26 protein-coding genes are annotated in these 24,738 nt (G+C 67.6%); 16 read left to right on the forward strand and 10 right to left on the reverse strand.

What is annotated here, in order from left to right:
- The first annotated feature begins 114 nt into the window (after nucleotides 1-114).
- The gene (locus GLP40_RS27160) at nucleotides 115-765 is read left to right on the forward strand and encodes a TetR/AcrR family transcriptional regulator (protein WP_196054813.1); all 651 of its coding nucleotides are present in this window, start codon (nucleotides 115-117) and stop codon (nucleotides 763-765) included.
- 144 nt (nucleotides 766-909) lie between these two features.
- On the forward strand, nucleotides 910-2,070 hold the full coding sequence (locus tag GLP40_RS27165; protein ID WP_154790842.1) for an acyl-CoA dehydrogenase family protein: 1,161 nt from the start codon (nucleotides 910-912) through the stop codon (nucleotides 2,068-2,070).
- Between the two features lie 81 nt (nucleotides 2,071-2,151).
- Here GLP40_RS27165 and GLP40_RS27170 read toward each other — a convergent pair whose 3' ends face one another.
- The gene (locus tag GLP40_RS27170; RefSeq protein ID WP_154790843.1) at nucleotides 2,152-3,795 is read right to left on the reverse strand and encodes an acyl-CoA synthetase; all 1,644 of its coding nucleotides are present in this window, start codon (nucleotides 3,793-3,795) and stop codon (nucleotides 2,152-2,154) included.
- A gap of 53 nt (nucleotides 3,796-3,848) precedes the next feature.
- Nucleotides 3,849-4,700 (reverse strand): SDR family NAD(P)-dependent oxidoreductase, encoded by an 852-nt coding sequence (locus GLP40_RS27175; RefSeq protein ID WP_154790844.1) that lies wholly within the window; start codon nucleotides 4,698-4,700, stop codon nucleotides 3,849-3,851.
- Nucleotides 4,701-4,816: 116 nt separating this feature from the next.
- On the opposite strand from GLP40_RS27175, the gene GLP40_RS27180 reads away from it, so the two are divergent.
- Nucleotides 4,817-5,827 (forward strand): AraC family transcriptional regulator, encoded by a 1,011-nt coding sequence (locus GLP40_RS27180; protein WP_154790845.1) that lies wholly within the window; start codon nucleotides 4,817-4,819, stop codon nucleotides 5,825-5,827.
- A 451-nt stretch (nucleotides 5,828-6,278) separates the two neighbouring features.
- Here GLP40_RS27180 and GLP40_RS27185 read toward each other — a convergent pair whose 3' ends face one another.
- On the reverse strand, nucleotides 6,279-6,614 hold the full coding sequence (locus GLP40_RS27185) for a transglycosylase family protein (RefSeq protein WP_154790846.1): 336 nt from the start codon (nucleotides 6,612-6,614) through the stop codon (nucleotides 6,279-6,281).
- 433 nt (nucleotides 6,615-7,047) lie between these two features.
- Between GLP40_RS27185 and GLP40_RS27190 the strand changes: the two genes are divergently transcribed.
- The 6 genes from GLP40_RS27190 (at nucleotide 7,048) to GLP40_RS27215 (ending at nucleotide 13,066) form a co-directional block, all read left to right on the forward strand.
- Nucleotides 7,048-7,791 carry an IclR family transcriptional regulator gene (locus GLP40_RS27190; protein ID WP_154790847.1) on the forward strand — a complete coding sequence of 248 codons (744 nt, stop codon included), beginning with the start codon at nucleotides 7,048-7,050 and terminating at the stop codon, nucleotides 7,789-7,791.
- A 172-nt stretch (nucleotides 7,792-7,963) separates the two neighbouring features.
- Nucleotides 7,964-9,043 carry an ABC transporter substrate-binding protein gene (locus GLP40_RS27195; protein ID WP_154790848.1) on the forward strand — a complete coding sequence of 360 codons (1,080 nt, stop codon included), beginning with the start codon at nucleotides 7,964-7,966 and terminating at the stop codon, nucleotides 9,041-9,043.
- Nucleotides 9,040-9,876 (forward strand): ABC transporter ATP-binding protein, encoded by an 837-nt coding sequence (locus GLP40_RS27200; protein ID WP_154790849.1) that lies wholly within the window; start codon nucleotides 9,040-9,042, stop codon nucleotides 9,874-9,876. Before GLP40_RS27195 ends, GLP40_RS27200 begins: the two co-directional genes overlap by 4 nt.
- On the forward strand, nucleotides 9,869-10,738 hold the full coding sequence (locus GLP40_RS27205; RefSeq protein WP_154790850.1) for an ABC transporter permease: 870 nt from the start codon (nucleotides 9,869-9,871) through the stop codon (nucleotides 10,736-10,738). The genes GLP40_RS27200 and GLP40_RS27205 overlap by 8 nt, the downstream gene beginning before the upstream one ends.
- A 24-nt stretch (nucleotides 10,739-10,762) precedes the next feature.
- Nucleotides 10,763-12,109 (forward strand): LLM class flavin-dependent oxidoreductase, encoded by a 1,347-nt coding sequence (locus GLP40_RS27210; RefSeq protein WP_154790851.1) that lies wholly within the window; start codon nucleotides 10,763-10,765, stop codon nucleotides 12,107-12,109.
- Nucleotides 12,110-12,127: 18 nt separating this feature from the next.
- The gene (locus GLP40_RS27215) at nucleotides 12,128-13,066 is read left to right on the forward strand and encodes a TauD/TfdA dioxygenase family protein (RefSeq protein WP_154790852.1); all 939 of its coding nucleotides are present in this window, start codon (nucleotides 12,128-12,130) and stop codon (nucleotides 13,064-13,066) included.
- A gap of 248 nt (nucleotides 13,067-13,314) precedes the next feature.
- Here the strand turns inward: GLP40_RS27215 and GLP40_RS27220 are convergent, their stop codons facing one another.
- Nucleotides 13,315-13,608 carry an aromatic-ring hydroxylase C-terminal domain-containing protein gene (locus tag GLP40_RS27220; protein WP_154790853.1) on the reverse strand — a complete coding sequence of 98 codons (294 nt, stop codon included), beginning with the start codon at nucleotides 13,606-13,608 and terminating at the stop codon, nucleotides 13,315-13,317.
- Between the two features lie 158 nt (nucleotides 13,609-13,766).
- Between GLP40_RS27220 and GLP40_RS27225 the strand changes: the two genes are divergently transcribed.
- The gene (locus GLP40_RS27225) at nucleotides 13,767-14,342 is read left to right on the forward strand and encodes a TetR/AcrR family transcriptional regulator (RefSeq protein WP_328290715.1); all 576 of its coding nucleotides are present in this window, start codon (nucleotides 13,767-13,769) and stop codon (nucleotides 14,340-14,342) included.
- A gap of 91 nt (nucleotides 14,343-14,433) precedes the next feature.
- Entirely contained in the window at nucleotides 14,434-14,604 is a 171-nt protein-coding gene (locus GLP40_RS27230) for a recombinase family protein (protein WP_154790855.1), read from the forward strand.
- Between the two features lie 110 nt (nucleotides 14,605-14,714).
- Here GLP40_RS27230 and GLP40_RS27235 read toward each other — a convergent pair whose 3' ends face one another.
- Both GLP40_RS27235 and GLP40_RS27240 read right to left on the reverse strand, forming a co-directional pair.
- On the reverse strand, nucleotides 14,715-15,962 hold the full coding sequence (locus GLP40_RS27235) for an SPFH domain-containing protein (RefSeq protein WP_154790856.1): 1,248 nt from the start codon (nucleotides 15,960-15,962) through the stop codon (nucleotides 14,715-14,717).
- The gene (locus GLP40_RS27240; protein ID WP_328290716.1) at nucleotides 15,962-16,393 is read right to left on the reverse strand and encodes an NfeD family protein; all 432 of its coding nucleotides are present in this window, start codon (nucleotides 16,391-16,393) and stop codon (nucleotides 15,962-15,964) included. Before GLP40_RS27240 ends, GLP40_RS27235 begins: the two co-directional genes overlap by 1 nt.
- Nucleotides 16,394-16,522: 129 nt before the next feature.
- Between GLP40_RS27240 and GLP40_RS27245 the strand changes: the two genes are divergently transcribed.
- Genes GLP40_RS27245 through GLP40_RS27255 form a run of 3 tightly spaced genes read left to right on the forward strand, consistent with a single transcriptional unit; the run spans nucleotide 16,523 to nucleotide 18,623 of the window.
- Complete coding sequence (locus GLP40_RS27245; RefSeq protein ID WP_328290717.1) at nucleotides 16,523-17,347, forward strand: DUF3097 domain-containing protein; 825 nt, start codon at nucleotides 16,523-16,525, stop codon at nucleotides 17,345-17,347.
- A 22-nt stretch (nucleotides 17,348-17,369) separates the two neighbouring features.
- A complete protein-coding gene (locus tag GLP40_RS27250; protein ID WP_154790858.1) occupies nucleotides 17,370-18,179 on the forward strand; it encodes a hypothetical protein in 810 nt (269 codons plus the stop codon).
- A gap of 51 nt (nucleotides 18,180-18,230) precedes the next feature.
- Nucleotides 18,231-18,623 carry a VOC family protein gene (locus tag GLP40_RS27255; RefSeq protein WP_154790859.1) on the forward strand — a complete coding sequence of 131 codons (393 nt, stop codon included), beginning with the start codon at nucleotides 18,231-18,233 and terminating at the stop codon, nucleotides 18,621-18,623.
- A 179-nt stretch (nucleotides 18,624-18,802) separates the two neighbouring features.
- Here GLP40_RS27255 and GLP40_RS27260 read toward each other — a convergent pair whose 3' ends face one another.
- Nucleotides 18,803-19,531 (reverse strand): helix-turn-helix transcriptional regulator, encoded by a 729-nt coding sequence (locus GLP40_RS27260; protein WP_154790860.1) that lies wholly within the window; start codon nucleotides 19,529-19,531, stop codon nucleotides 18,803-18,805.
- A gap of 117 nt (nucleotides 19,532-19,648) precedes the next feature.
- Nucleotides 19,649-20,164, reverse strand: coding sequence for a pyridoxamine 5'-phosphate oxidase family protein (locus tag GLP40_RS27265; protein WP_154790861.1), 516 nt, complete (start codon nucleotides 20,162-20,164; stop codon nucleotides 19,649-19,651).
- Between the two features lie 71 nt (nucleotides 20,165-20,235).
- On the opposite strand from GLP40_RS27265, the gene GLP40_RS27270 reads away from it, so the two are divergent.
- A complete protein-coding gene (locus GLP40_RS27270; RefSeq protein WP_154790862.1) occupies nucleotides 20,236-20,982 on the forward strand; it encodes a S1 family peptidase in 747 nt (248 codons plus the stop codon).
- A gap of 4 nt (nucleotides 20,983-20,986) precedes the next feature.
- Here GLP40_RS27270 and GLP40_RS27275 read toward each other — a convergent pair whose 3' ends face one another.
- Both GLP40_RS27275 and GLP40_RS27280 read right to left on the reverse strand, forming a co-directional pair.
- Entirely contained in the window at nucleotides 20,987-22,474 is a 1,488-nt protein-coding gene (locus GLP40_RS27275) for an FAD-binding oxidoreductase (protein WP_154790863.1), read from the reverse strand.
- A 98-nt stretch (nucleotides 22,475-22,572) separates the two neighbouring features.
- On the reverse strand, nucleotides 22,573-23,169 hold the full coding sequence (locus tag GLP40_RS27280; RefSeq protein ID WP_328290718.1) for a TetR family transcriptional regulator: 597 nt from the start codon (nucleotides 23,167-23,169) through the stop codon (nucleotides 22,573-22,575).
- A gap of 76 nt (nucleotides 23,170-23,245) precedes the next feature.
- On the opposite strand from GLP40_RS27280, the gene GLP40_RS27285 reads away from it, so the two are divergent.
- Nucleotides 23,246-24,388, forward strand: coding sequence for an acyl-CoA dehydrogenase family protein (locus GLP40_RS27285; protein ID WP_154790864.1), 1,143 nt, complete (start codon nucleotides 23,246-23,248; stop codon nucleotides 24,386-24,388).
- The last annotated feature ends 350 nt before the right edge of the window (nucleotides 24,389-24,738 follow it).

The raw sequence follows: 24,738 nt of genomic DNA on the forward strand, positions 1-24,738 counted from the left end.
GAAGTCGACCCACGTCAGCCACTACCTTGCCTTTCGATTGGCGGAACTATTATCGGCGAGATAGTTCCGTGGAACTATTAGACGGATAGTGGTCCCACATGTCAATATGGGCCGGTGACCAGACCCGGTGCGCCGCTGTCCAGCCTGCTAAGCCGCGCGATGACCCTTCTGCCTCAGTCGGCGCCCAGCGACGATGCGACGGACGCGCGGATCCTCGACGCCGCGTTGCGGGTCCTGGCGCGCCGCGGAACCCGCGAGGCGACCATGGACGACATCGCAGCCGAGGCGGGAGTCGGCCGTACGACTCTGTTCCGCCGCTACACCGGCAAGGACCAACTGTTCGAACGGGCGCTGGCGCGCGATATCGGCCGCATACTGGCCGGCCTCGCCGACCGCTTCACCGAAGTCACCGATCCCACCGAACAGGTGGTGCTCGGCTTCCTTACCGGGGTGGGGCTGGGCGACCACATCCTGTTCCGCGATGCCGACCCGCTCCGCCGAGCCGAGCTCATCCAGGCCCTCGGACAGGGCGACCCGTCACCGATCACATTGGCCTTCAACGCGATTCGTGCGAATATCGGCAAAGCGCAAGCCGACGGCAAGATTCCGGCCCGTGACCCCGATGCCCAAGCCGACGCCCTGGTTCACCTGATAATCGGCTACCTGGCCACACCCAGCCGTGCCATCGATCTGACCGACCCCGCGGCCGCCGAACGCGTCGCCCGCGCCGCCGTCGCGCCGATCCTGACCGGAACCATCGACTGATCGACGCCCGTCCGGGAGTCCCGCGACGACATCCGAATACCGCCCCGATCTTCGCCGCGCGGCGTATCCCGCGGTGGCGACAGGCGCTACCCCAGCGCGCGAATGCGCCACGCGCGTCCGATCCCGCACATCTCAGGAGTGATCATGACAGTCGCTTACACCGATCCCTACCGCACGCCCGAACGTGTCGCTCTACGGGAGGCGGTGGGCGAATTCGTCCGCCGCGAGATCGCGCCGAATCTCGACCGCTGGGAACGCGAGGGCGCCCTGCCACGCGAATTGCACCGCGCCGCGGCGAAATCCGGGCTGTACGGCATCGGCACGCCCGAGGCGTACGGCGGTGACGGCGGGGACCTCGTCGATATGACCATCGCCACCGAGGCCTTCATCGAGGCCGGCGGTTCGTCGGGCTGTCATTCGGCCCTGTTCACACACGGGATCGCGCTACCACACATCGTCTCCAGCGGCGACTCCGCCCTGATCGACCGGTACGTGCGCCCCACCCTCTCCGGGGACCTGATCGGCTCGCTCGGAGTGACCGAGCCGGAGGCGGGCTCCGACGTCGGAGCCCTGCGCACCACCGCGGTGCGCGACGGCGACCACTACGTCGTCAATGGTGCGAAGCTGTTCATCACCTCCGGCACCCGCGCGGATTTCGTGACCACCGCGGTGCGCACCGGAGGACCGGGTGCGAGTGGCATCAGCTTGCTCGTGATAGACACGGACACTCCGGGTTTCAGCGTGTCGCGGAAGCTGGAGAAGATGGGTTGGCTGTGCTCGGACACCGCCGAGCTGACCTTCACCGACTGCCGGGTACCGGCCGCCAATCTGGTCGGTGCGGAGAACAGTGGGTTCGCGCTCCTCGGCGCGGCTTTCGTCACGGAGCGGGTCAACATCGCGGTGCACGCGTATGCCATCGCACAGCGCTGCCTGGAGTTGACCCTCGAACACGTCCGGCTGCGTGAGAGCTTCGGCAAGCCACTGATCGCCCGGCAGGTGGTGCGGCACAAGCTGGTCGAAATGCGCCGGCACATCGAACTGGCCCGCACCTACACTCGCCAGGTCGCCTTGCGCGCCACGGCCGGCGAATTCGTCGTCGGGGAAGCCTGCCTGGCGAAGAACTCGGCCGTCGCGGCGGTCAAACACGTCGTCGACGAAGCGGTCCAGTTGCACGGCGGCATGGGTTACATGCGGGAGTCGGAGGTGGAGCGCCATTACCGCGACGCACGCATCCTCGGCATCGGCGGCGGCGCCAGCGAAGTGATGACGGATCTGGCCGCCAAGCTCTTCGGCTACGACAGCTGAGCCGGCGGTTCGATCAGCGCGGACACGTCACCGCGACCGGCCGACCCGGTCGCGGTGGCGTGACAGGGGTGACGCCCGCGGTCAGTCCATTTCCTGTAGCACCCGGCGCAGGACCTTGCCGGTGGCATTGCGTGGCAGTTCATCCAGGATGATCACATCGCGGGGAACCTTGTAGCGGGCCAGGTTCTCCTTCACGTACGCCTTGATGTCCGGGACGCTCACGGTGGCGCCGGGCGCGGGAACGATATAGGCGCGCAAGCGTTTTCCGAACTCCTCGTCGGCCACGCCGATGACCGACACCTCGTCGATGTCGGGCCGTGCCGCGAGCAGGTTCTCGATCTCCAGGGGGTAGACGTTCTCACCGCCGGACACGATCATGTCGTCGTCGCGGCCGTCGATGTGCAGCAGCCCGTGGTCGTCGATTCGGCCCATATCGCCGGTGGACATGTAACCGCCGATGAACTGCTTGTGGCGGCCGTCGGTGTAACCCTCGAACGGCGCACCACTGCGCACGAACACACGACCGGAGACGTTTCGGGCGGTCACCCTGCGGCCCTCCTCGTCGAACAACGCGATCTTGCTCGTCACCGGCGGGCGGCCGACCGTGCCCGGGGCAAGGCGCAATTCGTGCGGCTGCGCCACCGTCGCCACCGCGACCTCGGTCGAACCGTAGAGGTTGTAGAGCACGTCGCCGAAGGTATCCTGCACACGGGTCGCCAGCTCCGGGGACAACGCCGAGCCCGCCACGGCAATCGTTTTCAGCGTCGACAGGTCGTAACGCTCGATGATCTCCGGGCCCAGCGCCACCAGGCGATGCAGCATGGTCGGCACCGCGACCAGCATCTCGGCGCGGTGCTCGCTCACCGCGCGCAGCGTGGCCTCGGCATCGAAACGGCGCAACAGCACGGTCTTGTTGCCCAGGGCGGTGGCCACGGTCCACGTCCCGAACCCGGTCGAGTGGAAGATCGGCGACACGATCACCACGCAGCCCCTGCGCGGGAACGGAAGACGGTCCGCGATCATCGCACTCGCCAGCGGTGTCACCCTGGTGCGCGGTGCACCCTTGGGCAGGCCTGTGGTGCCGCTGGTGAGGATGATGAATCCACCCGGCCGCGCCGGTGCCGGTGGCATCCGGAGGTCGCCACCGTCGATCAGCTGATCCACCGTGTGCGCGCCCGCCGGTACCGCGTGCCCCTCGTCCACCCACGTGAGAATGCGCGGCAGCGTCGGCGGCAGCGCGTCGAGCAGGTCATTGAACTCGCTGTCGTGCAACATGGCTCGCACGTTCTCCCGGGCGGCCACCTCGGCGAACTGCGGTTTGGCGAATCCGGTGTTCATCATGGCCAGCCGCAGACCGGCACGCCCGGCCGCGCTGATCGCGAGCACCAGGCCGCGGTGGTCGCGCGCCAGGACACCGATTACCGAACCGGCCGTAAGGCCCTGCGCCAGTAGGGCATTGGCCAGGGCATTGGACTGCTCATCGAGTTCGCCGTAGGTCAGCACACCGCGCTCGTCGGCGATCGCGGGCCGGTGCTGATGGTGGCGGGCCCCCGCCATGATCAGCGCCGCCGGTGGACCGTAGATCCGGTTCTCCCGGGCCATTCGCGCCACGCGATCCGGGCGCGTCAGATCGATCACGCCGCGCTGGTGCAGCCGGACAACGGCTCGCAGCGTCTCGGCCGCGTCACCGAGCCCGGCCGCCAGGCTCTCGAGGTTCCGTGCCATGAATGAATTCCTCCTTGCGACAAGACGTTCCGGCGGGAACGACGGTGTGCTTCTCAGCTGCGCCCCGCACGTTCGAGATAGAGCGCTCGCTGCGACATATCGGCGTTGGACACGGTGTCGTGGCTGCCCAGCAGACGGCCGAAGCGATTGCGCAGCCCTTCCGGCATCGTGGTGAGCAGCGCGATGGCGATACCGCTGATGCGCGGGACGACTCGCAGCCCGCCCCGTCGGCGAGCCAATGCGTCGACCACCGCGGATGCGACGTCCTCGGGCTCGACGAAACCGATCACCCGGGTGAGCCGGTTCGGAGTGAGGCCGGCGATCAACTCCGTATTGACGAATGCCGGGCACAGGGTGCTCACCCGCACATCGAATTTCGCCAACTCCTGATGCAACGCCGCACCGAGGCCGACGACGCCGAACTTGGTCGCCGAATATGTCGCGATGTCGGGCGTCCCGACCAGGCCGAGCACGGAGGCCACGTTCACGATATGGCCGCGGCGGCGAGCGGCGAAACGCCGACCGGCGAGCTTCGATCCGATGATCACCCCGCGCAGATTGATATCCATCTGCCGGTCGGCCAGATCCATCGTCTCCTCGAGGAACGACCCGGTCGGCATGATGCCCGCGTTGTTGACCAGCCCGTCCAGACCTCCGAGCTCCGCTTCGGCGCGATCCAGGAATGTCTCGAACGACTTCGGATCACGCACGTCGAGCCGGACGCCGATCACCTCGGCGCCCGTAGCGGCGGTCAGTTCCGTGGCCGTCGCCGCCAGCGTGTCGTCGTCGATATCGCCGATCACGACCCGCGCTCCCGACGCGGCCAAAGCCGCCGCGGTGGCTCGCCCGATGCCCCTCGCACCGCCGGTGACCGCCACACGCATGCCTTGGAGACGCGTACCCATATCCACTCCTCATCTGTCTCGCGTATCACGAGGCTAAGAAGCGGACCCTCACCGATCCATGACCTAACCGGTCAAGACTTGTACTTTCCGGCCATTCTGTCCCAGGATGGGGGCCCATGGCGGTCCACATGAACATGCCGCGGTCCAGCACCAGTGCCGCGATCCTGGTTCAACTCGGTCTCACACATGGCCTGACCATCGCGCAATGCCTCGACGGCTCCGGCATCACCCTGTCCGTCCTGGACGACGCGAACGGCGAGGTCCGTGCCGCACAGGAATTGCGGGTCGTCCAGAACCTGGTCACGTGTCTGGGGCACATCCCCGGCCTCGGCCTGTCCGCGGGCCAGCGATATCACCTGGCCGCACACGGCATCTGGGCGTTCGCGGTGATGACGAGCCGAACCGTGCGCCAGGCGCTGCGTATCGGCATCGAGCACATGGACATCGCGTATTCCTTCGCCCGCTGGCGCATCCAGGAAACCGCCATTGGAGCTACGGTCACTCTGGACTACTCGGCGGCGCCGTCCGAGCTACGGCAATTCCTGCTCGAACGCGACCTGGCCGAACTCATCACCCTCGATCGCGAACTGCTCGGCGCGGCGGTGCCACCGACGACCGTCGAACTCGCCTGCCCAGCGCCGGCCTACGCCACGCGGTTCACCGAACTGCTCGGTGTCACCCCCATCTTCGACGCACCGTTCACCCGGCTCACCCTCGCCCGGGAGATATTGGAACTCCCTATGCCCCAGGCGAATCCACACGTCGCCGCGCTCGCCGAACAGCAGGCCGCCGAGATCATGCAACGCCGGCGCCGACGCGACGGCGTCGCGGCCCGCGTCCGCGCCGGCCTCCTGACCCGCGGCGTCACCGCCGCACAGGAAGACATCGCCGCCGACCTTCGAATGAGTGTGCGCACACTACGCCGACGCCTCGAGGCCGAAGGCACCTCCTACCGTGGCCTCGTCGCCGAGACCCGTCACCTCCTCGCCGAGGAACTGCTCACCCTCGGCACCACCGTCGACGAGGTCGCCCGCCGCCTCGGCTACGCCGACGCTTCCGCCTTCACCCACGCCTTCACCCGCTGGACCGGCACCACGCCGGGCCGCTTCGCCCGCTCCCTCCGGTGAGCACGAGCCGGCTGTTCGGCCGTGGGCTTCGCCTACCCGCAACGGGCCGACGGCGACACCGCGCTCGCCCCTCGACGCGGTCATCAGCCGGATCGGCGCGCAGCTCACCCGGGAACCACGGCAGGTGGAATCGCCGCGGCTGCGGCGGGACACGGGCAAAACCATTGTGTTCGTGACCCATTGGGTCGAGGAGCCGGTATCCCTGTCCACCCGGATGCCGGCCATGAGCCGCATCCGGGCCGGATCATCGTGGATCGCGATAACGTATTACCGGGCGATGCCGAGGGCGACGTGCGGGATCCGGCCATCATCGCAGCCGCCGAATTCCATGCCCTGAAACTGATTGGCGAGCGCCTTACACGAAGCCGATGCCTCGCCACATCAACAAGACGATGGCCTGTGCCGCATGTTTGCGGCACAGGCCATCGGACGTTCTTGCGCGGTACCCGAATTACAGGTAGCGGCCACACACGGGCCAGGCGCCCGCGCCCTGACCGGCGAGCACGTTCTCCGCGACGCGGATCTGCTCCTCACGGCTGGCGTTCGCGGCGCTGCCCGCGCCACCGTAGGCGTTCCAGGTGCTCTGGGTGAACTGCAGGCCGCCGTAGAATCCGTTGCCGGTGTTGGCGCCCCAGTTTCCGCTGCTCTCGCACTGCGCGACAGCGTCCCAGTTGTGTCCGGCGGCCGAGGCGGTCGCGGTGGACAGCGCGAACGGGATGGACACGAGCGCACCGATGGCCGCGGCAGCGGCGAACGTGCGGGTGGTGAGCTTCCGGTTGCGGTGCATAAAGTATTCCTCGCCTGCGCCCGCCGGCCCGCGCTCTCGGCTGCGGGTCCCCGTCCCCAGGGTTGTCGGTTGCTCTCGAATCGCGGGACGGAGTTGCCGGTGTTCGTCGATTCGAGTCGGGCCCGGTTGAATCCGAGCTGGAAGCGACGATAACGGATCAATCACAGCTAATCACGTACAGATCACGGCCGGTTGACAGGGCGGTATCAAACATACTCAAAGTATTTTTGCAGCTCACACCGCGAACTCACGTAATGACATTCCTGGGATTTGCAAACATATTTGTGACAGAGGTCACGAGAAAAAAGTGACCCCTATCGCGTAATACAAAGACGAAACAAAAGGATCCCCACCCTAAATCGCCCTCCGACCTGCTCGGATCGCACTGCGCACAACCGTTGCCCCACGTCAGAGCCCTGGCAATAGTTCCTCCATGACCGATGAACCACGTTCCGGAGCACGCGCGGTCGACCGCGCGATCGGGGTGCTGAATTGCTTCCAGGGCGACGATCCGGAGCTGACGCTGAGTGAACTCGCCCAGCGGGCCGGGCTGCCGGTCAGCACAGCGCACCGGCTGACCCAGGCGCTGGTCCGCGGTGGCCTGCTCGAGCAGAGCCCGGCGAGCGACCGTTATCGCGTCGGGCACGGCCTGGCGGCGCTGGCCCGGCCCGCCCTCGCCCGGCTCGGTCTGGAGTCGGCGGCGCCGCATCTGTACGCGCTCGCCGCGGGCATCCGGATCACGGTCAGCGTGAGCGTGATGGACGACCGCGACGCGGTCACCGTCTTCCAGGCCCGACCGCCGGTCCACTTCTGCCACCACCAGGTGCCACGGCCCCGGCAGTCCCTGCACGCCAGCGCGGCGGGACACGCGCTGCTCGCCTACTCCCCCGCCCGCCGCGCCGCCGCCGACGACGATCTGGACCGGGTCCGCCGCACCGGCTTCGCCTCCGAGCTGATCGAAACCGACGACCCCATCCGCTCCCTCGCGGTACCCATCGTCGGCCTCGGCCGACAGGTACATGGGGCGCTGGCGGTGCAAGCTCGCTCGGCGCGCCTGAACAGCGAGCTCGTCCGGGCCGTCGTGCCCGCCATGCGGATCGCCGCGGGCCGGATCGCGCCGCTGTTGCAGACCACCGACGGCGCGGCCTTCTCCGCCGCCGAGTTTCGCTCACGCTGATTTCCACATGGTGAAAAGCCTGTTGCCGCGCCGAGTCCGCCATCGCAGCATGTGACCACCGCCGAATCACCGCCAGTTCCCCTGTCCGGCAAAGGAATCCCCATCATGCTCTGTTGTCGCCCCACCCTCGAATCCCACCGAGCGACAGTCATATTCAGCGAAAGACTCCCCCATGGCATTGTTTCCCCGCCGGACCCGGGTGCGGCGCGTTCTCGCCGCCACGGTCGCCGTCTCCACTGCGGTCGTCCTGCTCACCGGCTGCGCCACAACCGACCCGGGCAGGACCGCCGACGGTAGGACCGTCATCCGCTATCAGGGCTCGACCGGTCAGGTCGCCGCCTTCGAACTGGCCGCCGATCTCGGCTATTTCAGCAAGATCGACCTGCACTGGGAGGGCGACACGACCAGCGGCCCGGCCAATATCCAGGCCGCCGCCACCAAACAGGTCGAATTCGGCAGCGCCTTCAACGGCGCGGTCATCAAGCTCGTGGCCGGCGGCGCTCCCGTGACCGCCGTCCTCAGCTCCTACGGGGCGGATGAGCTCAATTTCACCGGCTACTTCGTCCGCGACGATTCGGGCATCACCTCCGCGCGCGACCTCATCGGCAAGAAGGTCGGCGTCAATACCCTGGGCGCGCACCACGAATTCATCACACGGCAGTGGCTGCACGACCAGGGGCTCAGCGATCAGGAGATCAAACAGGTTCAGCTCGTGGTACTGCCGCCCGCCAACACCGAGGACGCGCTGCGCAACGGGCAGATCGACGTGGCGGCGCTCGGGGGCGTCTTCCGCGACACCGCCGTCGGGCGCGGCGGGGTGCATCCGCTCTACACCGACAAAGATCTTTTCGGGCAGTTCGATTACGGCACTTACGTTTTCCGCAACGACTACCTGAAGTCGCATCCCGACGCGGTAGCGGATTTCGTGCAGGGCACCGCGCGGGCCACCCGCTGGCTCCAGCTCACGCCGCGCGACGAGGTGGTGGCGCGATTCGCCGACATCATCCACAGGCGCGGGCGCAACGAGAACACCGCGCTCCTCCAGTACTACAAGAGCTCGGGCATCCCCGTGCCCGGCGGCGTCATCGCCGAACGCGAACTCCAGATATGGATCGACTGGCTGGTGCGCAATGGGGAACTGCCCGCGGGCAAGCTCGCGGCCAAGGATCTCTACACCAACAAGGACAATCCATACGCCAACGGCACTTACCCGGCCACCAGTGGCCCCAGCGGTGAAGCGGTGGCGAAATGAGTTCCGCCGCCGTCAAGCTCGCGCTCACCGGCGTCCGCAAGGAGTTCCCCGTGCGCGGAGAGCAGCAGAGTTTCACCGCGCTCGCCGATATCAGCGTGGACGTGCGAGACGGTGAGTTCCTGGTCCTCGTCGGGCCCAGCGGCTCGGGCAAATCCACCCTGCTGGATCTGCTCGGCGGCCTCGGGAAGCCCACCGCCGGGCAGATTCTGCTCGACGGCACACCGGTCACGGGGCCGGGGCTGGACCGCGGGATCGTCTTCCAGCAGTATGCGCTACTGCCCTGGCGCACCGCCCGCGCCAATATCGAATTCGGGCTCGAGGCCAAGGGCATTCACCGCCGCGAACGCCGCGAAATCGCCGAGCACCATCTCGAACTGGTCGGTCTGGCCGGCTTCGGAGATCGCTATCCGCACGAATTGTCCGGCGGCATGAAACAGCGCGTGGCCATCGCCCGCAGCCTGGCCTTCGACCCGGAGGTGCTGCTGATGGACGAGCCCTTCGCCGCACTCGACGCCCAGACCCGAGAGTCGTTGCAGGACGAGCTGTTACGGATCTGGCGCGCCACCGGGAAGACCGTGCTGTTCATCACCCACGGCATCGACGAGGCGGTGTACCTCGGACAGCGGGTGGCGGTGCTGACCTCCCGGCCCGGGCGGATCAAGGCCGTGGTGGACATCGACCTCGACCGTGATGGGGATCCGGATATCCGCTCCGGCGAACGATTCCGCGAACTGCGCCACCACGTCTGGTCACTGCTGCACGACGAGGTCGCGCGGGCACAAGACCTCGAGCAGGCCACGCTCACCGCCGACCCGAGGAGTTCCCATGGCTAGCGCACTGCAACTCATCGAAGCCTCCCTCGATCTCCGACCAGAGACGCCCCGCACCGGCACGACCGACGCCCGAATCCGGCGGACGACGACCGCACTTGCGGCCCTCACCCGGATCGGCTGGCGAATCGGCAAGCCCGCCATCGTGATCGCGGCCTTTCTCGCACTGTGGGAAGCCGCGCCGCGCCTGGGGCTGGTGGACGAGGTATTCCTGCCGCCGTTCTCGTCGGTCGTGCAGGCCGGGCTGGAACTCATTCGCAATGGCCAGCTGTGGGAACACGTCTCGACGTCTGTCACACGGTCGCTCATCGGCTTCTCCCTGGCCCTGATCATGGCAATTCCGCTCGGTGTGGCCATTGCCTGGTACCGGCCGGTCGCCGAATTCCTGAGCCCGGTGCTGGAGCTGTTCCGCAATACCGCCGCTCTCGCGCTGCTGCCGGTGTTCATCCTGATCCTCGGCATCGGCGAGACCTCCAAGATCGCACTGGTGGTGTACGCGGGGTTCTTCCCGATCCTGCTCAACACCATCAGCGGGGTGCGGACCGTCGATCCGCTGCTGGTGAAATCTGCTGTCTCCTTGGGCTTTTCATCGATCCGCCTATTCCAGAAGGTGATCCTGCCCGCCGCCGTGCCGTCGATCTTCACCGGCATCCGCATGGCGGCCTCCGGATCGATCCTGGTGCTCATCGCCGCCGAGATGTTCGGGGCGCGCTCCGGACTCGGCTATCTGATCACCGCCGCACAGCAGAACTTCCAGATTCCGGACATGTACGCCGGAATCGTCGCCATCGCCCTGGTCGGACTCGCCTACAACGGCGTGCTCGTGGCCATCGAACGACGGCTGTCCCGCTGGCGCACCCACTGAAACCCGTCGAAGGGAGAATCTTCCATGTCCCACGCACGCAAAACCTTCCATCTGAACGCCTTCCTCATGGGCGTCGGTCACCACGAGGCCGCCTGGCGGCATCCACGGACCGAGCAACGCCGGGTGCTCGATGTGAAGCACTTTCAGGAGCTGGGCCGGATCGCCGAACGCGGCAAGCTCGACTCGGTGTTCTTCGCCGATGGACTGGCGGTCGGGCCGCGTATCGCGCGCAATGCCCTGGCCGTGTTCGAGCCGATCACCCTGCTGTCCGCCATCGCCGCGGCCACCGAACACGTCGGCCTGATCGCCACCGCCTCCACCACCTACAACGAGCCGTTCAATCTGGCACGCAAATTCGCGTCCCTGGACCACATCAGCGGCGGCCGCGCGGGCTGGAACATCGTCACCTCGGGCAATGCGGACGAGGCGTTCAACTTCGGCTACGACGCCATCCCCGAGCACGCCCGCCGCTACGATCGCGCCGACGAATTCGTCGACCTGGCGGTACGACTCTGGGACAGTTGGGAATCCGATGCCGTCGTGCTCGATCCGGAGACCGGGATATTCGCCGACCCGGAGAAGGTCCACACCCTCGACTACAGGGGTGAGCGCTTCCGGGTCCGCGGCCCGCTCAACTCACCGCGCAGTCCGCAGGGCCGCCCGCTACTGGTCCAGGCCGGATCCTCCGAAAGCGGAAAGGAATTCGCCGCCCGCCACGCCGAGGCGGTCTTCACCGCGCAGCGGACCCTCGAGGAGGGACAGCGGTTCTACCGCGACCTCAAGGCGCGGCTGCCCAAGTACGGCCGCTCCGCCGACGACCTCAAAGTGCTGCCCGGCCTGGTGCCGTTCATCGCCGACACCGAGGCCGAAGCCCACGCGCTCGAACAGGAATTCACCGACCTCATCTCCCCCGACTACGCGCTGCGCCAACTCTCCACCCTGCTCGGCGTCGACCTCACCGAGCACGCCCTTGACGCACCCTTGCCGCCACTGCCCCGGGAAAGCGACATCGAGGGCGGCAAGAGCAGGTTCACCCTCGTCAAGGAGCTCGCCGAAAAGGAGGAGCTGACCGTCCGCCAACTCATCGGCAAACTGGGCGGCGGCCGGGGCCACCGCACCTTCGCGGGCACGCCCGAGCAGGTCGCCGACGAACTCCAGGCCTGGTTCGAACAGGGCGCGGCCGACGGCTTCAACATCATGCCGCCCTACCTGCCCGGCGGACTCGAGGACTTCGTCGACCGTGTCGTTCCGATCCTCCAGGAGCGCGGCCTGTTCCGCACCGATTACACCGCCACCACCCTGCGCGGCCACTACGAACTCGAGCCCGTGGAAAGCCAGTTCACCCCCGCCCGTACCCAGGCGACCGCCTGACATCCGAGAGGAACGCACATGACCACCGTCACCGAGAACCCGGTCGGCACCTTCCGCATCGCACCCGTCGCCGGGCATATCGGCGCCGAGATCAGCGGCATCGATCTGCGCGACGACTTCACCGACGAGCAGATCGCCGTACTCACCGCCGCCCTGCACGAATACAAGGTGCTGTTCTTCCGCGATCAGCAGATCGGGCACGCCGAACAGATCGCCTTCTCCCGGCGGTTCGGCGCGGTCACGCCCTCGCACCCGTACGACGATGACGCGCCCACCGAGCACCCCGAGATCCTCGCCATCGACAGCCGCCTGTACGAGAAGCGTTTCGGGAAGAGGAAGTTCAGCTACACCAACCATTGGCACACCGATGTCTCGCCGCTGATCAACCCACCGGCCGCCTCCTTGCTGCGAGCCGAGATCGCGCCCGAGCGCGGCGGGGACACCCAGTGGACCAATCTCGCCGCTGTGTACGCGGGCCTGCCGGATTCGCTGAAGTCCTTCCTCGACGGTCTGCGCGCCGAGCACCGTTTCGGGGGCAAGCTCCCCGCCTGGGACGCGGACAGCGATTACGCCAAGCGGGTCGCGGCCGCGCCGCTGATCACCGAACATCCGGTGGTGCGGGTACATCCGGTGACCGGCGAGCGCGTGCTGTTCGTGAACCCGGGCTTCACCACCAATATCGTCGGCCTGCGCCCACGCCAGAGCGATGCACTGCTGGAACTGCTCTACGCCGAACTGGCCGATCCGGCGTACACGGTCCGATTCCGTTGGGAGAAGGGCAGTGTCGCGTTCTGGGACAACCGCGCCACCGCCCACCTTGCGCCGAGCGATCTCACCCATCTCGACGTGACCCGGGTGCTGTACCGCACGACCCTCGAGGGTGACGTCCCCGTCGGGGTCGACGGCGAGTCCTCACGCTCCATCGCCGGAGAGCACTTCGGCGGTACGCGGCACTGACAGCGAAAGCGGACCCCACCAGCACGCCGGGACGTTGCGGTAGGCGTCGGCCGGCAGCTCCGGACGCAGCGGTGGAATCCGACGACGACGTGCCGATGACCGTCACCGAACTACGGGACCGCGTCCGCCGGGTGCTCGGCCGCGCGACGCGCAGCCGGTGCGGGCGTCGCTAACGCGAGGCCCGGATGGGGAAAGGTGCACGCCGGGACCCTGGAACGGCCGATCACGCATTCCGGATAGGCGACCGGTCAGGCATGCCGGTCGCCGACCGGGATTACCGTTGCCTCGGGTACGCCGAACCAGGACCGCGACGCTGCGCGCAGGGCGGACTCTATGGCATCGGCGGGTTCGTCGACGATCACGGCCCAGGCGATGTGGCCGTCCGGGCGGACGCGGATGGCGCCGTGATCGGGCGCTACCGCGCGGTGGCCGCGGTGCCGGGGCCGCCGGCCTGTGGGGGCGACCGTGCGCGGCGGCACGGGGCGGGTCACGATGCGGCGCTGGTCGCCCTGGGCCGGGAAGGTGTAGTGCTGCCTTCGCATACCGGTATCGCCTTTCGGGAAGCCGGTGAGGTCGGGGACGTCAGTGCGCTGAATCAGGCGCGGTCGCAGTAGGCGAGCTTTCGCATCATTACTGCCTCAGTTGTAGTACTCTGATCGAAGTGATCTGAACCGTAGTACTACGAATGGAGTGGTGCCAAGTGGTGCGCACGAACCCGCAACGCCGACAGGCCCTGCTGGACGCATCAATCGAGGTCCTGGCCCGGGACGGAGCTCGCGGGCTGACCTTCCGCGCGGTCGACAAGCAGGCCGAGGTGCCCGCCGGAACCGCGTCCAATTATTTCGCCAACCGCGACGACCTGCTCGTGCAGGTCGGCAACCGCTACTACGAGCGGCTGATCCCCAGCGACGAGGCGATGGCGAAAGCCCGCGGTCGGCAAACCCGCGAGACCATGACCGCGCTCATGACCGAGGTGGTCGACCGGGTCTCCCACTTCCGCACCGGCTACCTCGCGATCCTCGAACTGCGCCTCGAGGCCACCCGACGACCCGAACTCCAGGACCTGCTCACCGACCGAGTGCGCGCGGATCTCGACTTCAACATCCGCAACTACCGGGAATCCGAGCTGCCCGGCGACGAGGACGCCGCCGTGATGCTGTACCTCGCCCTGAACTGGCTCATCCTCGAACGACTCACCCTCCCAGGCATCTTCGACGACCAGCGCGCCGCTGAACTGGTGAAGACGATCGTGGAACGCGCAATCCCCGCCTCCTGAGCCAGACCACCGCTCGAGCCGCATACGACGCGGTGGATAGTTGATGCCCTCGATCCGATCGGCGGAGGCGGCGCGCTCATCGGCTACGGCCGTGTCTCTCTCCGCCCCCCAAAGAAAAGGCCGGAAGCTCGACCGGCAACTGCTCGCCCTGCGCGCAGCCGGATGCCGAAAGATCTTCTCCGACAAGAAGTCCGACACGGAAGTCGAGCGCGAACAACTCGCCGAATGCCTCGGCTACCTGCGCCCGGCGACACCCTGGTGATGCTCGGGCGATCGCGCGGAGTTCCGCGCGGTCGGCGAGGTCCAGCAGGACGGGGCCCTCTCGACAGTGTCGAGAGGGCCCCGTTCAGTTCGCGGTTCGATCCTCGGCTGTCAGCGGCCGAGCGGACGCTGCGGGGGCGGCGGGTTCTGCCAGCGCTGGTCCGGCGGCTCCTGACGATATTGCGGCTGGGCCGGCGGTTGTTGCTGAGACGGCTGCTGGCGCTGCTCGAGGTGCGGCCTCGACGCGGGCGAGATACCGACTGGTTCGACCGGAGTCCGCGCATCCGCCTCCGCCGCGCGGACCGCGCGCTGGGTGGCCGGGTCGGTAGCCGTATCGAACCAGGCGGCCACCTCGTCGGAATCGTCCTCGGGTGCTTCGACGGCCGCACCGTCCTCGGACGGCTCGTAGCGGAACACCCCGTCCTCGCCCTGCTTGGCGAAGCCGCGAGCGAAACCCTCCAGGGCCTTGCCGAAGTCGCTGGGCACCAGCCACACCTTGTTGGCGTCGCCCTTGGCGACCTGCGGCAGGGTCTGCATGTACTGGTAGGCCAGCAGCTCGGGAGTGGGCTTACCGTTCTTGATGGCGGCGAACACCTTCTCGATGGCTTTGGCCTGGCCCTGCGCCTGGAGGTACGCGGCGGCCCGCTCACCCTGGGCGCGCAGGATGCGGGACTGCCGCTCACCCTCGGCGGAGAGGATGGCCGACTGCTTGCTGCCCTCGGCCGCGAGGATCTGCGCCTGCTTCTGGCCCTCGGCCGTCTTGATCGACGCCTCCCGCTGGCCCTCGGCGGTGAGGATCATGGCGCGCTTCTCACGGTCGGCCTTCATCTGCTTCTCCATCGATTCCTGAATCGACGGCGGCGGATCGATGGCCTTCAGCTCGACGCGCGACACCCGCAGACCCCAGCGGCCGGTGGCCTCGTCGAGCACCCCCCGCAGCTGGCTGTTGATCTGGTCGCGGGAGGTCAGGGTCTCTTCGAGGGTCATGCCGCCGACCACGTTGCGCAGCGTGGTGATCGTCAACTGTTCCACGGCGGCTATGTAATTGGAGATCTCGTACACCGCGGCCTGCGGACTGGTGACCTGGAAGTAGACCACCGAGTCGATCTGGACGGTCAGGTTGTCCTGGGTGATGACGGGCTGCGGTGGGAAGGACACCACCCGCTCGCGCAGGTCCACCTTGGCGCGCACTCGATCGGCGAACGGCACCAGGAAGGTCAGCTGCCCGGAAACCGTGCGCGAATACCGGCCCAGCCGCTCTATCACGGCGGCTTCGGCCTGCGGCACCAGAGCCACCGATTTGAAGACCACCACCACGACCAAGAGGATGAGTACGACAGCGACTATCAGTACAGCCATCACGGCCCTTTCATGACGACGGCATGCGCGCCGTCGATCCTCATGATGTACACGGTCGAACCAACAGGGTATGACTCCGACGCGTCATAGGGACGCGCGCTCCACACCTCGCCACCGAGTTTCACGCGACCGCCGTGCTCGTCGACCGTTTCGAGCACCTTCGCGGTCTTGCCGGGCAGCGCGTCCACCCCGGTCTGATGCGGCGGCGGAATCGCATAGCGCCGCAACAGGAATGGGCGCACCAGCACCAGCAAAGCGATCGACGTGGCGCCGAAGACCACCGCGTCGATCAGCACCGACGAGCCGGTCAGCCCGTTCACGCCCGCGGTGATGAGCGCGGCGACACCCAGCATGATCAGCACGAGACTGCCCGTGAGCATCTCGGCCGCCGCGAGCAGGATCCCCGCGACCAGCCAAACTATTGCGGCCACGCCACCAACAGTAACCGTAGTCGCGGGTTACGGCCGTTATTCGTGATCACTCCGCGCCCCAGAACCAAGCATATCGGAATGGGCGCGGCGCGAGGGAGATTCCCGCGCGCCGCCGGTAACCTCGACGCGGTGAGTGGGCACCAACGGTACGGCGACATCTTTTCCGGGCACGCGCGCAAGCGGAAACGAGAGGTGCCACGCGTGGTCGCCGACCGCGATCTCGTCGCCGAGGACGCCGCCACCGGATTCTGCGGCGCCGTAGTGGGTTTCGATCGCAGCTACGACGGCGAGTTCGTCAAGCTCGAGGATCGCAGTGGGCGTGTCCGCCTGTTCGCCATGCGAGAAGCGGCATTCCTGATCGACGGGCAGCCGGTGACCCTGGTCAAGCCGACGGCCGCCACCCCCGAGCAGTCCACTCGTTCCGCCTCCGGATCCACCCGGGTCGCAGGGCTGAAGGCGCGAGTCGCCCGGGCCAGCCGCATCTGGGTGGAGGGCGTGCACGACGCCGCACTCGTCGAACGTGTCTGGGGACACGACCTGCGCGTCGAAGGCGTGGTCGTCGAACAGCTCGAGGGTCTGGACCACCTTGCCGCCAAGCTCGCCGAATTCCAGCCGGGCCCGACACGCCGCGTCGGCGTCCTGGTCGACCACCTGGTCGCCGGCTCCAAGGAAACCGGCCTGACCCAGGGCCTCGGCGAGCACGTACTCGTCACCGGCCACCCCTACATCGACGTGTGGCAGGCCGTCCGCCCCAAGGCCGTCGGCATCGCCGCCTGGCCCGACGTCCCCCGTGGCGAGGACTGGAAAACCGGCATTTGCCAGCGCCTACGCTGGGGGACCCCACAGGACGGCTGGCGCCGGGTCTACGAGTCCGTCAACTCCTACCGGGATCTGGAAACCCCGCTCATCGGCGCAGTCGAACGGCTGATCGATTTCGTCACCGGGCAGGAGTAGCCCGCCAGTTATCCTCGAATGCATGAGTTCCCCGAGTGCATCGCTGACGGTCTGGGCGGCGGCCTGGCTGGCCGGCCGCAGCGCCCCCGACGACGTCCTCGACGCGCTGCGCGCCTGGGCTCCCCAGCAGACGGTGGCCGCCGGGGATCCCGTCACCGGTGGGCACACCGGGTTGCCGTGGGCGGCCGACGATGAGCCCACGGCGGTCGTCGGGGCGGGGATCATGGTGCTGCTCAAGCTCATCCGCGAAGCCGTGGACGGTCCGGACGCTCAGGTGCGGCTGGTGCTGCCGATTCCCGGCGACGTGCGAGGGCTGCCGGTCGGCACCGAATTCGCGGCCGCCGCAACCGAAGCCGGGGAAGGCATCCTGATCGGGACCCCGGGTTCCGACGGCACCGGTCTGGTTCCGATCTGGACCGACGACGACGCGCTCCAATGGCGCGTCTACACCACGCCGGTTCCGAGGGCGCTCGCGCCCGAGATGCCGTTGGGCGAGGCCGAATACACCATGCGGGAAGCCGTCCGGGACGCCGCCGACGCGCTGCAGCAGCTCCAGACCACCCGGCTCGGATCGGGCGGAGTCGGGCCTCGCGAACTCGTGGAAGCCGAACTAGCCGGACATTCCCGGCACAGGTACCCCGATTCGATGCCGCTGCGCGCCCGGCGGATTCTCGATACCGCCGACCAGGTGGCCGCCATTCTCACTGTCGCCGAACGTGAACCGGCCTCCGCACCCACCTCGGCGACGGCCGTTGCCGCGCAGGAGGCGCTGCTGCGACCGCTGTGGAATGCGATCCGGGCCGCGCGACTCGCGGCCGTGCACGCTCGCTGACTGTCCGATTTCTTCAAGACTGTCGGTGGGGCGGGCGCATACGGTTCGGGTATGGCTATTCGACTGAATGTGATCGGGATCGTGGTGACGGACATGGCGGCGTCGCTGAAGTTCTATCGGAGGCTGGGGGTGGAGTTCGCCGAGGAGGCCGAGCGGGAGCCGCATGTGGATGCGGAGCTGGGTGGGGGCGTGAGGTTGCTGCTGGACACCGAGGAGACAATTCGGTCGTTCCACCCGGATTGGCAGGCCGGGACCGAGGGCGGGCGAATAGGGCTCGCGTGTGATTGCGGGTCGGCCGCTGGGGTGGATGCGAAGTTCGAGGAGTTGGTGGGAGCGGGATACCACGGGGAGTTGAAGCCATTCGACGCGTTCTGGGGGCAGAGGTATGCGACGGTGCGCGACCCGGACGGGAATGGGGTCGATCTGTACGCGGCCTTGGCGTGAATAGCGTGGTCGGCGGCAGCACCGAGGGCCGATTCGGGCAGGGCCGCCACCGTGGCCGCCGATTCAGCGATGCCACATGTGTCGGGTATTTCCCCCTTCGTACCCATGCCTTTGTACCCCTACACTGATCCTGCCGCCGATCCACCCTCTTATCGCTCGAATTATCCAGTGATACAGGGCTATTCAGAAACGCACATGTTTCCGCTGCCCAATAGCCGCCCAGGCGACATGCCGGACAACTCTCGAATATCCCGACTCAAATGCGCTTGGTCCGCAAATCCCACGATCGCAGCGACATCCGCGAGCCCCATGCCACCCCGAGCCAACGCCAGCGCTCGCTGCATTCTCAACACCCGCGCCAGAGTCTTCGGCCCATACCCGAAGGCCGCCAAGGACAATCGATGCAGTCGCCGCGGCCCCGTCCCCAATTCTTCGGCCGTCGCCGACACCGACATCCCCGACCCCAACGACGTGACTATGAACCGAACCATCGGGTCGACAGTGTCGGTCTCACTCGCACGCCAGCGGGCAATCGCCGCGAGCCCGGTTCCGGGATTCGCCGCCTTGGCGATCAACTCGGAAGCACGGCGCACATTCGCCGGTGACCACAGGTCGGCGAGATCGGTCCTGGCATCACGGAGTTCACTGGCAGGAACCCCGAGCAGAGCCGGAGCCGTACCCGGATAGAAGCGGATTCCCGTAATGGCATCGGCGAACCCCGGCGGCGGACGGTAGGCGCGGGTGTCCGGGCCCGCCACCGAGAGCCGCCCGTCGATCCACAGCAGATCCATGCTGCCATCCGGCAGCACCGGCAGATCGGCGTCCCCTACACCCTCACGAGTCCACACCACCGCGTCGCCGATGCCCGATGGCCGCTCCCGATAACCCCGCGGCGGGTGAATATCCATCACCAGACCCACACCTCATGGTGTCCCGACCCCGAAGAGCGCTGAAACACGCTTCTGTTCAGCACTTGGCGCACATCCGCACGCACTGCATGTGTGCACTCGATGCAATGTTGCACGCTATGTCGTCGCGGGTTCCGCTTCATCGGAGACCTCGACCACATGCTCGGGCTGTCCGGGCTTCCAGACCGTGACCTCCATGCGCCCGTCCACGATCTCGACCGACGACGCACCGGTGAAATCGACCGCGTAGAACGGCTCGAATCTGCGGCCGCGCAGGTCGAAGCCGCTCTCGGCGAAGAGGTCCTCCGCCCAGCGCCGCTGCAGCTGCGGATCCTGCACATCGCGCACGGTGCCGAAGATCTTGACATCACCATCGCTCACCTGAGTGTCCACGGTCGCCGTGTGCAGGCAGAAGCGCGGGTCGCGAGCCAGGTCCGCGAACTTCTTGGTCCCCGGCATACCCACCAGCCACAGCTCACCCTCGAAGATGCGCGGCTCGAGCGGGCTGATGCGGGGAGACCCGTCCTTCCGAAGGGTGGCGAGCATGCACAGGTTGCCGGTGGCTGCGTGGCGACGGGTGAAGACGGTTGAGATATGGGGCGCTTCGGCGGCGAACTCGGTCCAAGACGTCATATGCGCGACCGTACTCCGCCGGTCCGACACGTCGGCTCATGCAAACCGGCGACCTCTGTTTGAATGGGTGGATGTCGATTACCCGTCGGATCGCCGTGCTCGCCGCGGCGCTCATCGGCTGCGCCATGCCCGCCACCCTCCCCGCGAATGCCGTGGTCGGCGGCACGGAAGCCAGGGCCGGCGACTATCCCTGGCTCGCCGCCATCGGCACCACGCTCATCTTCCCCAGAGCCTCCGGCCAGTTCTGCGGCGGTGCGCTCATCGCGCCCGACCAGGTCCTCACGGCCGCGCACTGCGTGGAGATCGCACAGCTCCTGCCGCAGGCGCTCACCGTCACCTTCGACCGCAGTGACCAGACCTCGCGCGACGGAACCACCGTGAACGTGACCGGCGTTCGGCTGCACCCGGACTTCCGCATCGAGACCGTCGATGGCGTCGACGTCCCTCACCACGACCTCGCCATCCTCACCCTCGCACAGCCGCAGAACCGGCCGACCGTGCCGATAGCGGCGCCGTTCGGAGAGAGCGCCACCGTGCTCGGCTGGGGCGGCGCCTCCGACGGCGACCTGTTCAATACGGTGCTGCGGCGCGCCACCGTGCCGATGGTGTCCGATACCGACTGCGCCGCCGCGTATCCCGGCTCCTTCGACGCCACGGAGATGGTCTGCGCCGGCTCGACCGAGGCAGACACCGGTGAATTCGACAGTGGCGGACCGCTGCTCGTGGACGGGATGCTGGTGGGCATCACCTCATGGGCGCGCGGGACGGCGCTGGCCGGGTATCCCGGTGTCTACGCTCGGCTGCCCGCATCATTCTGAGCCGTCACACCTTCGACGCCGACTGGTCGAAGGCGAAGACGCCGTTCGGGTCGTAATGCTTGGCGATGCCGCGCAGGCGGGCAGCGTTGCCGCCGTAATAGGCGCTCGCCCAGTTGGATAGGCTCGGATCGATATAGTTGACGAAAGCCGTGTTTCCGGTCAGTTCTCCGAGCTGGTCCCGCACTTCGTTCACAGCAGTACGCGCATCCGGCGTAGTAGCGCCGACATAGATCTGGGCGGTCGCCAACGCGCCGCGATAGGGAAATGCCGTGTCCTTCACGCCGATTCGCGCGGGAGCCCCCGACAGACTGTCCAGCAGAATATCCATTCCCTCACGACCGGTGAGCAATGCGGTCAGGCGGCTCGGGTCGGACAGCGGTTTGGTCAAGACTCGCGACGAAGCCGTGAATGACTCTCGTCCGAGCACTCCCCCACCATTCCAGTTCGGACGGCACTGCTGCACCGAGTAATTCGCGCAGCCACCGAAATACATCATTGCCGACAGGTAGTCCTTGGATAGCGAATACCTGTTGGACGGTGGCGTTTTGGTGGCGGCGACGAGTTCGTCGACGAGGGCGTTCATATCCCGCTCGGAACCGACGTAGCAACCATTGACCCGACAGGTCGGCGGACTCCCGGCGGAAATTCCCAGCGTGGTCCACAATTCGTCCGGCGCCGAGCTGGTGAAGGTCTGCCATGCCGCCAGGACCTCGGTCAGCGACCCTGCCGGAAACCGGACCTGGAAGACGGCCAGCTCGGGAGCCGCCACGGTCTGGAACGTGAACGACGTGACGATGCCGAAGTTGCCGCCGCCACCACCGCGCAGCGCCCAGAACAGCTCGGGTTCCGAGGTCGCCGAGGCGGTCCGCAGCGTCCCGTCAGCGGTGACGACCTCCGCCGAAATCAGGTTGTCGCAAGTCAACCCGTACTTCCCGGCCAGGACGCCGACTCCGCCGCCGAGCGTCAGACCGGCGATCCCGACCGTCGGGCAGGATCCCGCCGGGAGGCAGCGTCCAGCCTCGGCCAGACCTGAGTACACGTCCATCAGGCGGGTTCCCGCGCCGATCACCGCGGTCCCGTCCGGCTTCACCTGTACCCCGGTCATCCCACTCAGATCCACGACCAGCCCGTCCTCGGGCGTCGAGTACCCGCCGTAGCTGTGGCCACCGCTGCGCGCCGCCACCGGGATCTTCGCGCTCGCCGCCGCATCGACGCACGCCTGCACGTCGGAAGCATTGACGCACTGGACGACTGCCGCGGGTCGCCGGGTATCGAACGCCGGGTTGTAGGCCAGCTTGGCCGTCGCATAGCCGGAATCGGACGGCAGATTCAAAGTCCCAGCCAGGCGTTGGCGCAGCCCGCCCCAATTCACCTGTCCCGCAGGCGGTTCGGCCCCGGGTTGACTGGGCACACAGCCGGTCGCCGGTCCCAGGGCAGCCAGGCTCACGCCGAGTCCGGCCGCCCGCAGCAGGTTTCGCCGATTGATCGCCATGACGGCGTCCCTCCCCCGAGGTGGCGCCCGGCCTCCTCCAGGCTGGGCGCGCACGAACCATTCAACGGTCGGTTATCGCGACCGTGAACGTCCGCGTTTCAACCCAGCAGGCTGTCGGCGAGCCGCGCCCAATCGCCCAGAACCTGTGTGCGCCGCAGCCGATCCCGCCCGACCATCTCGTCGAGCGTCGCGCCGCGCACCAGGTTGATGGTGAGCCAGAAGGCGGATTCGAGGCGCTCGCGCGGCACCTCGATAAAGCGGCCGCAGGCATCGAGTAGTTCGACGGTCAGGTCGTGCTGCACGCGCAGCATGCTCCGGCGCAGGTCCTTGTCATTGGCGATGCCGACATACAACTCCACCGCCGCCTTGCCCAGCTTGCCCGCGAACGGGGCTGTGACCAGCTCGACCAGGACCTGTCCCGCCGACGCCTCCCCCGACAGCGTCCGCTCGCGCCGCTGCAACGCCTCCCGCTGCCGCTGCGTCAGGTGCTCGATGGTCTGCGCGAACAACTCCTGCCGCGTGTGGAAGTGATGCAGCTGCGCGCCCCGCGTCACCCCCGCCCGCGCCGTGATATCGGCGATCGACGCGCTCGCGTACCCCACCTCGGCCAGGCTCTCGATGGCCGCGTCCAGCAGCAGCGCGCGGGTGCGAAGGCTCTTCTCCTGATGCTTGTTCGGGGGTAGACCGGATACCACCTGGTCAGTCTAGCCGCCTTGCGAAAATTACGTGCTGTCTTGCATGCAATTGGGTGTCGGTCGTACTGTGATCTGCATGCCCGTCGATCGCCTGCTGCCCACGCCCGAAGCCCGCGACCTCATCGAGCTCACCCGCGATATCGCGGACAAGGTGCTCGAGCCGGCCGTGGTCGAGTACGAGAAGCAGGAGCGCTACCCCGCCGAGGCGTTCCGCGCGCTCGGCGCCGCGGGGCTGCTGAGCCTGCCGTATCCGGAGGAGTTCGGCGGGGGCGGGCAGCCGTACGAGGTGTATCTCCAGGTGCTCGAGGAACTCGGCGCGCGCTGGGCGGCGGTCGCGGTGGCGGTGAGCGTGCACAGCCTGTCCTGCCATCCGCTGTTCGCCTACGGCACCGAGGAGCAGAAGCAGCGCTGGCTGCCGGAGATGCTGTCCGGCAATCTGATCGGCGCGTACAGCCTGTCGGAATCACACGCCGGATCGGATGCGGCGGCGCTGCGCTGCCGGGCCGTGGAAACCGACAGCGGTTACCGGATCACCGGCACCAAGGCGTGGATCACCAACGGCGGCAAGGCCGATTACTACACCCTGTTCGCGCGCACCGGCGAGGGCTCGCGCGGCGTCTCCTGCTTCCTGGTGCCCGCCGACACCGAGGGCCTGTCGTTCGGCAAGGCCGAGGAGAAGATGGGCCTGCGCGCGGTCCCGACCACCACCGCCGCCTATGACAGTGCCTTCCTCCCCGCCGACCGCCTCATCGGCGAAGCGGGCCAGGGCCTTCCGATCGCCTTCAGCGCCCTCGACTCCGGTCGCCTCGGCATCGCCGCCGTCGCCACCGGCATCGCGCAGCGCGCCCTCGACGACGCCGTCGCCTACGCCAAGGAACGAGAAGCCTTCGGCCGCCCCATCATCGACCACCAGGGCCTAGGCTTCGTCCTCGCCGACATGGCCGCCGCCGTCGACTCCGCCCGCGCCACCTACCTCGACGCCGCCCGCCGCCGCGACGCCGGCCTCCCCTACTCCCGCCAGGCCAGCGTCGCCAAGCTCACCGCCACCGACGCCGCCATGAAGGTCACCACCGACGCCGTCCAGGTCTTCGGCGGCTACGGCTACACCCAGGACTTCCCCGTCGAACGCTACATGCGCGAGGCCAAGATCACGCAGATCTTCGAGGGCACCAACCAGATCCAGCGCCTGGTCATCGCCCGCTCGCTCGCGAACGGCTGAGGACCAGGCGCTCCCGGATCTGGAACGATGCGGGTCGGTACCTGGCGGAAGAAGACGTCCTCGTAGTTGGGCTGACGCCAGGAGCCGTAGAAGGCGCGCTTGCCGAAGGCGAAGTGCATGGCGTCGACGTCCCCTCGCCGCCATCGGAAAGCTTTCCGTGCGGAGCGAATTCGCCGAAGCTCATCAGCCCGGTGCACTCGAGCCGGGGCACCGCGGGTCGATCGGGCCGCGGACCGTCGGGCGGATGCCGTCCGCGCCGATCAGGATGTCGCCCTCGGCTGAACCCGTCCTCGAACTGCGCGATCACTCCGGTCTCGGCCGGTTCGATGTCGACCAGCCGCTTGCCGTGC

The sequence above is a fragment of the Nocardia aurantiaca genome (assembly GCF_009708175.1).
GTDB classification, from domain to species: Bacteria; Actinomycetota; Actinomycetes; order Mycobacteriales; family Mycobacteriaceae; genus Nocardia; species Nocardia aurantiaca.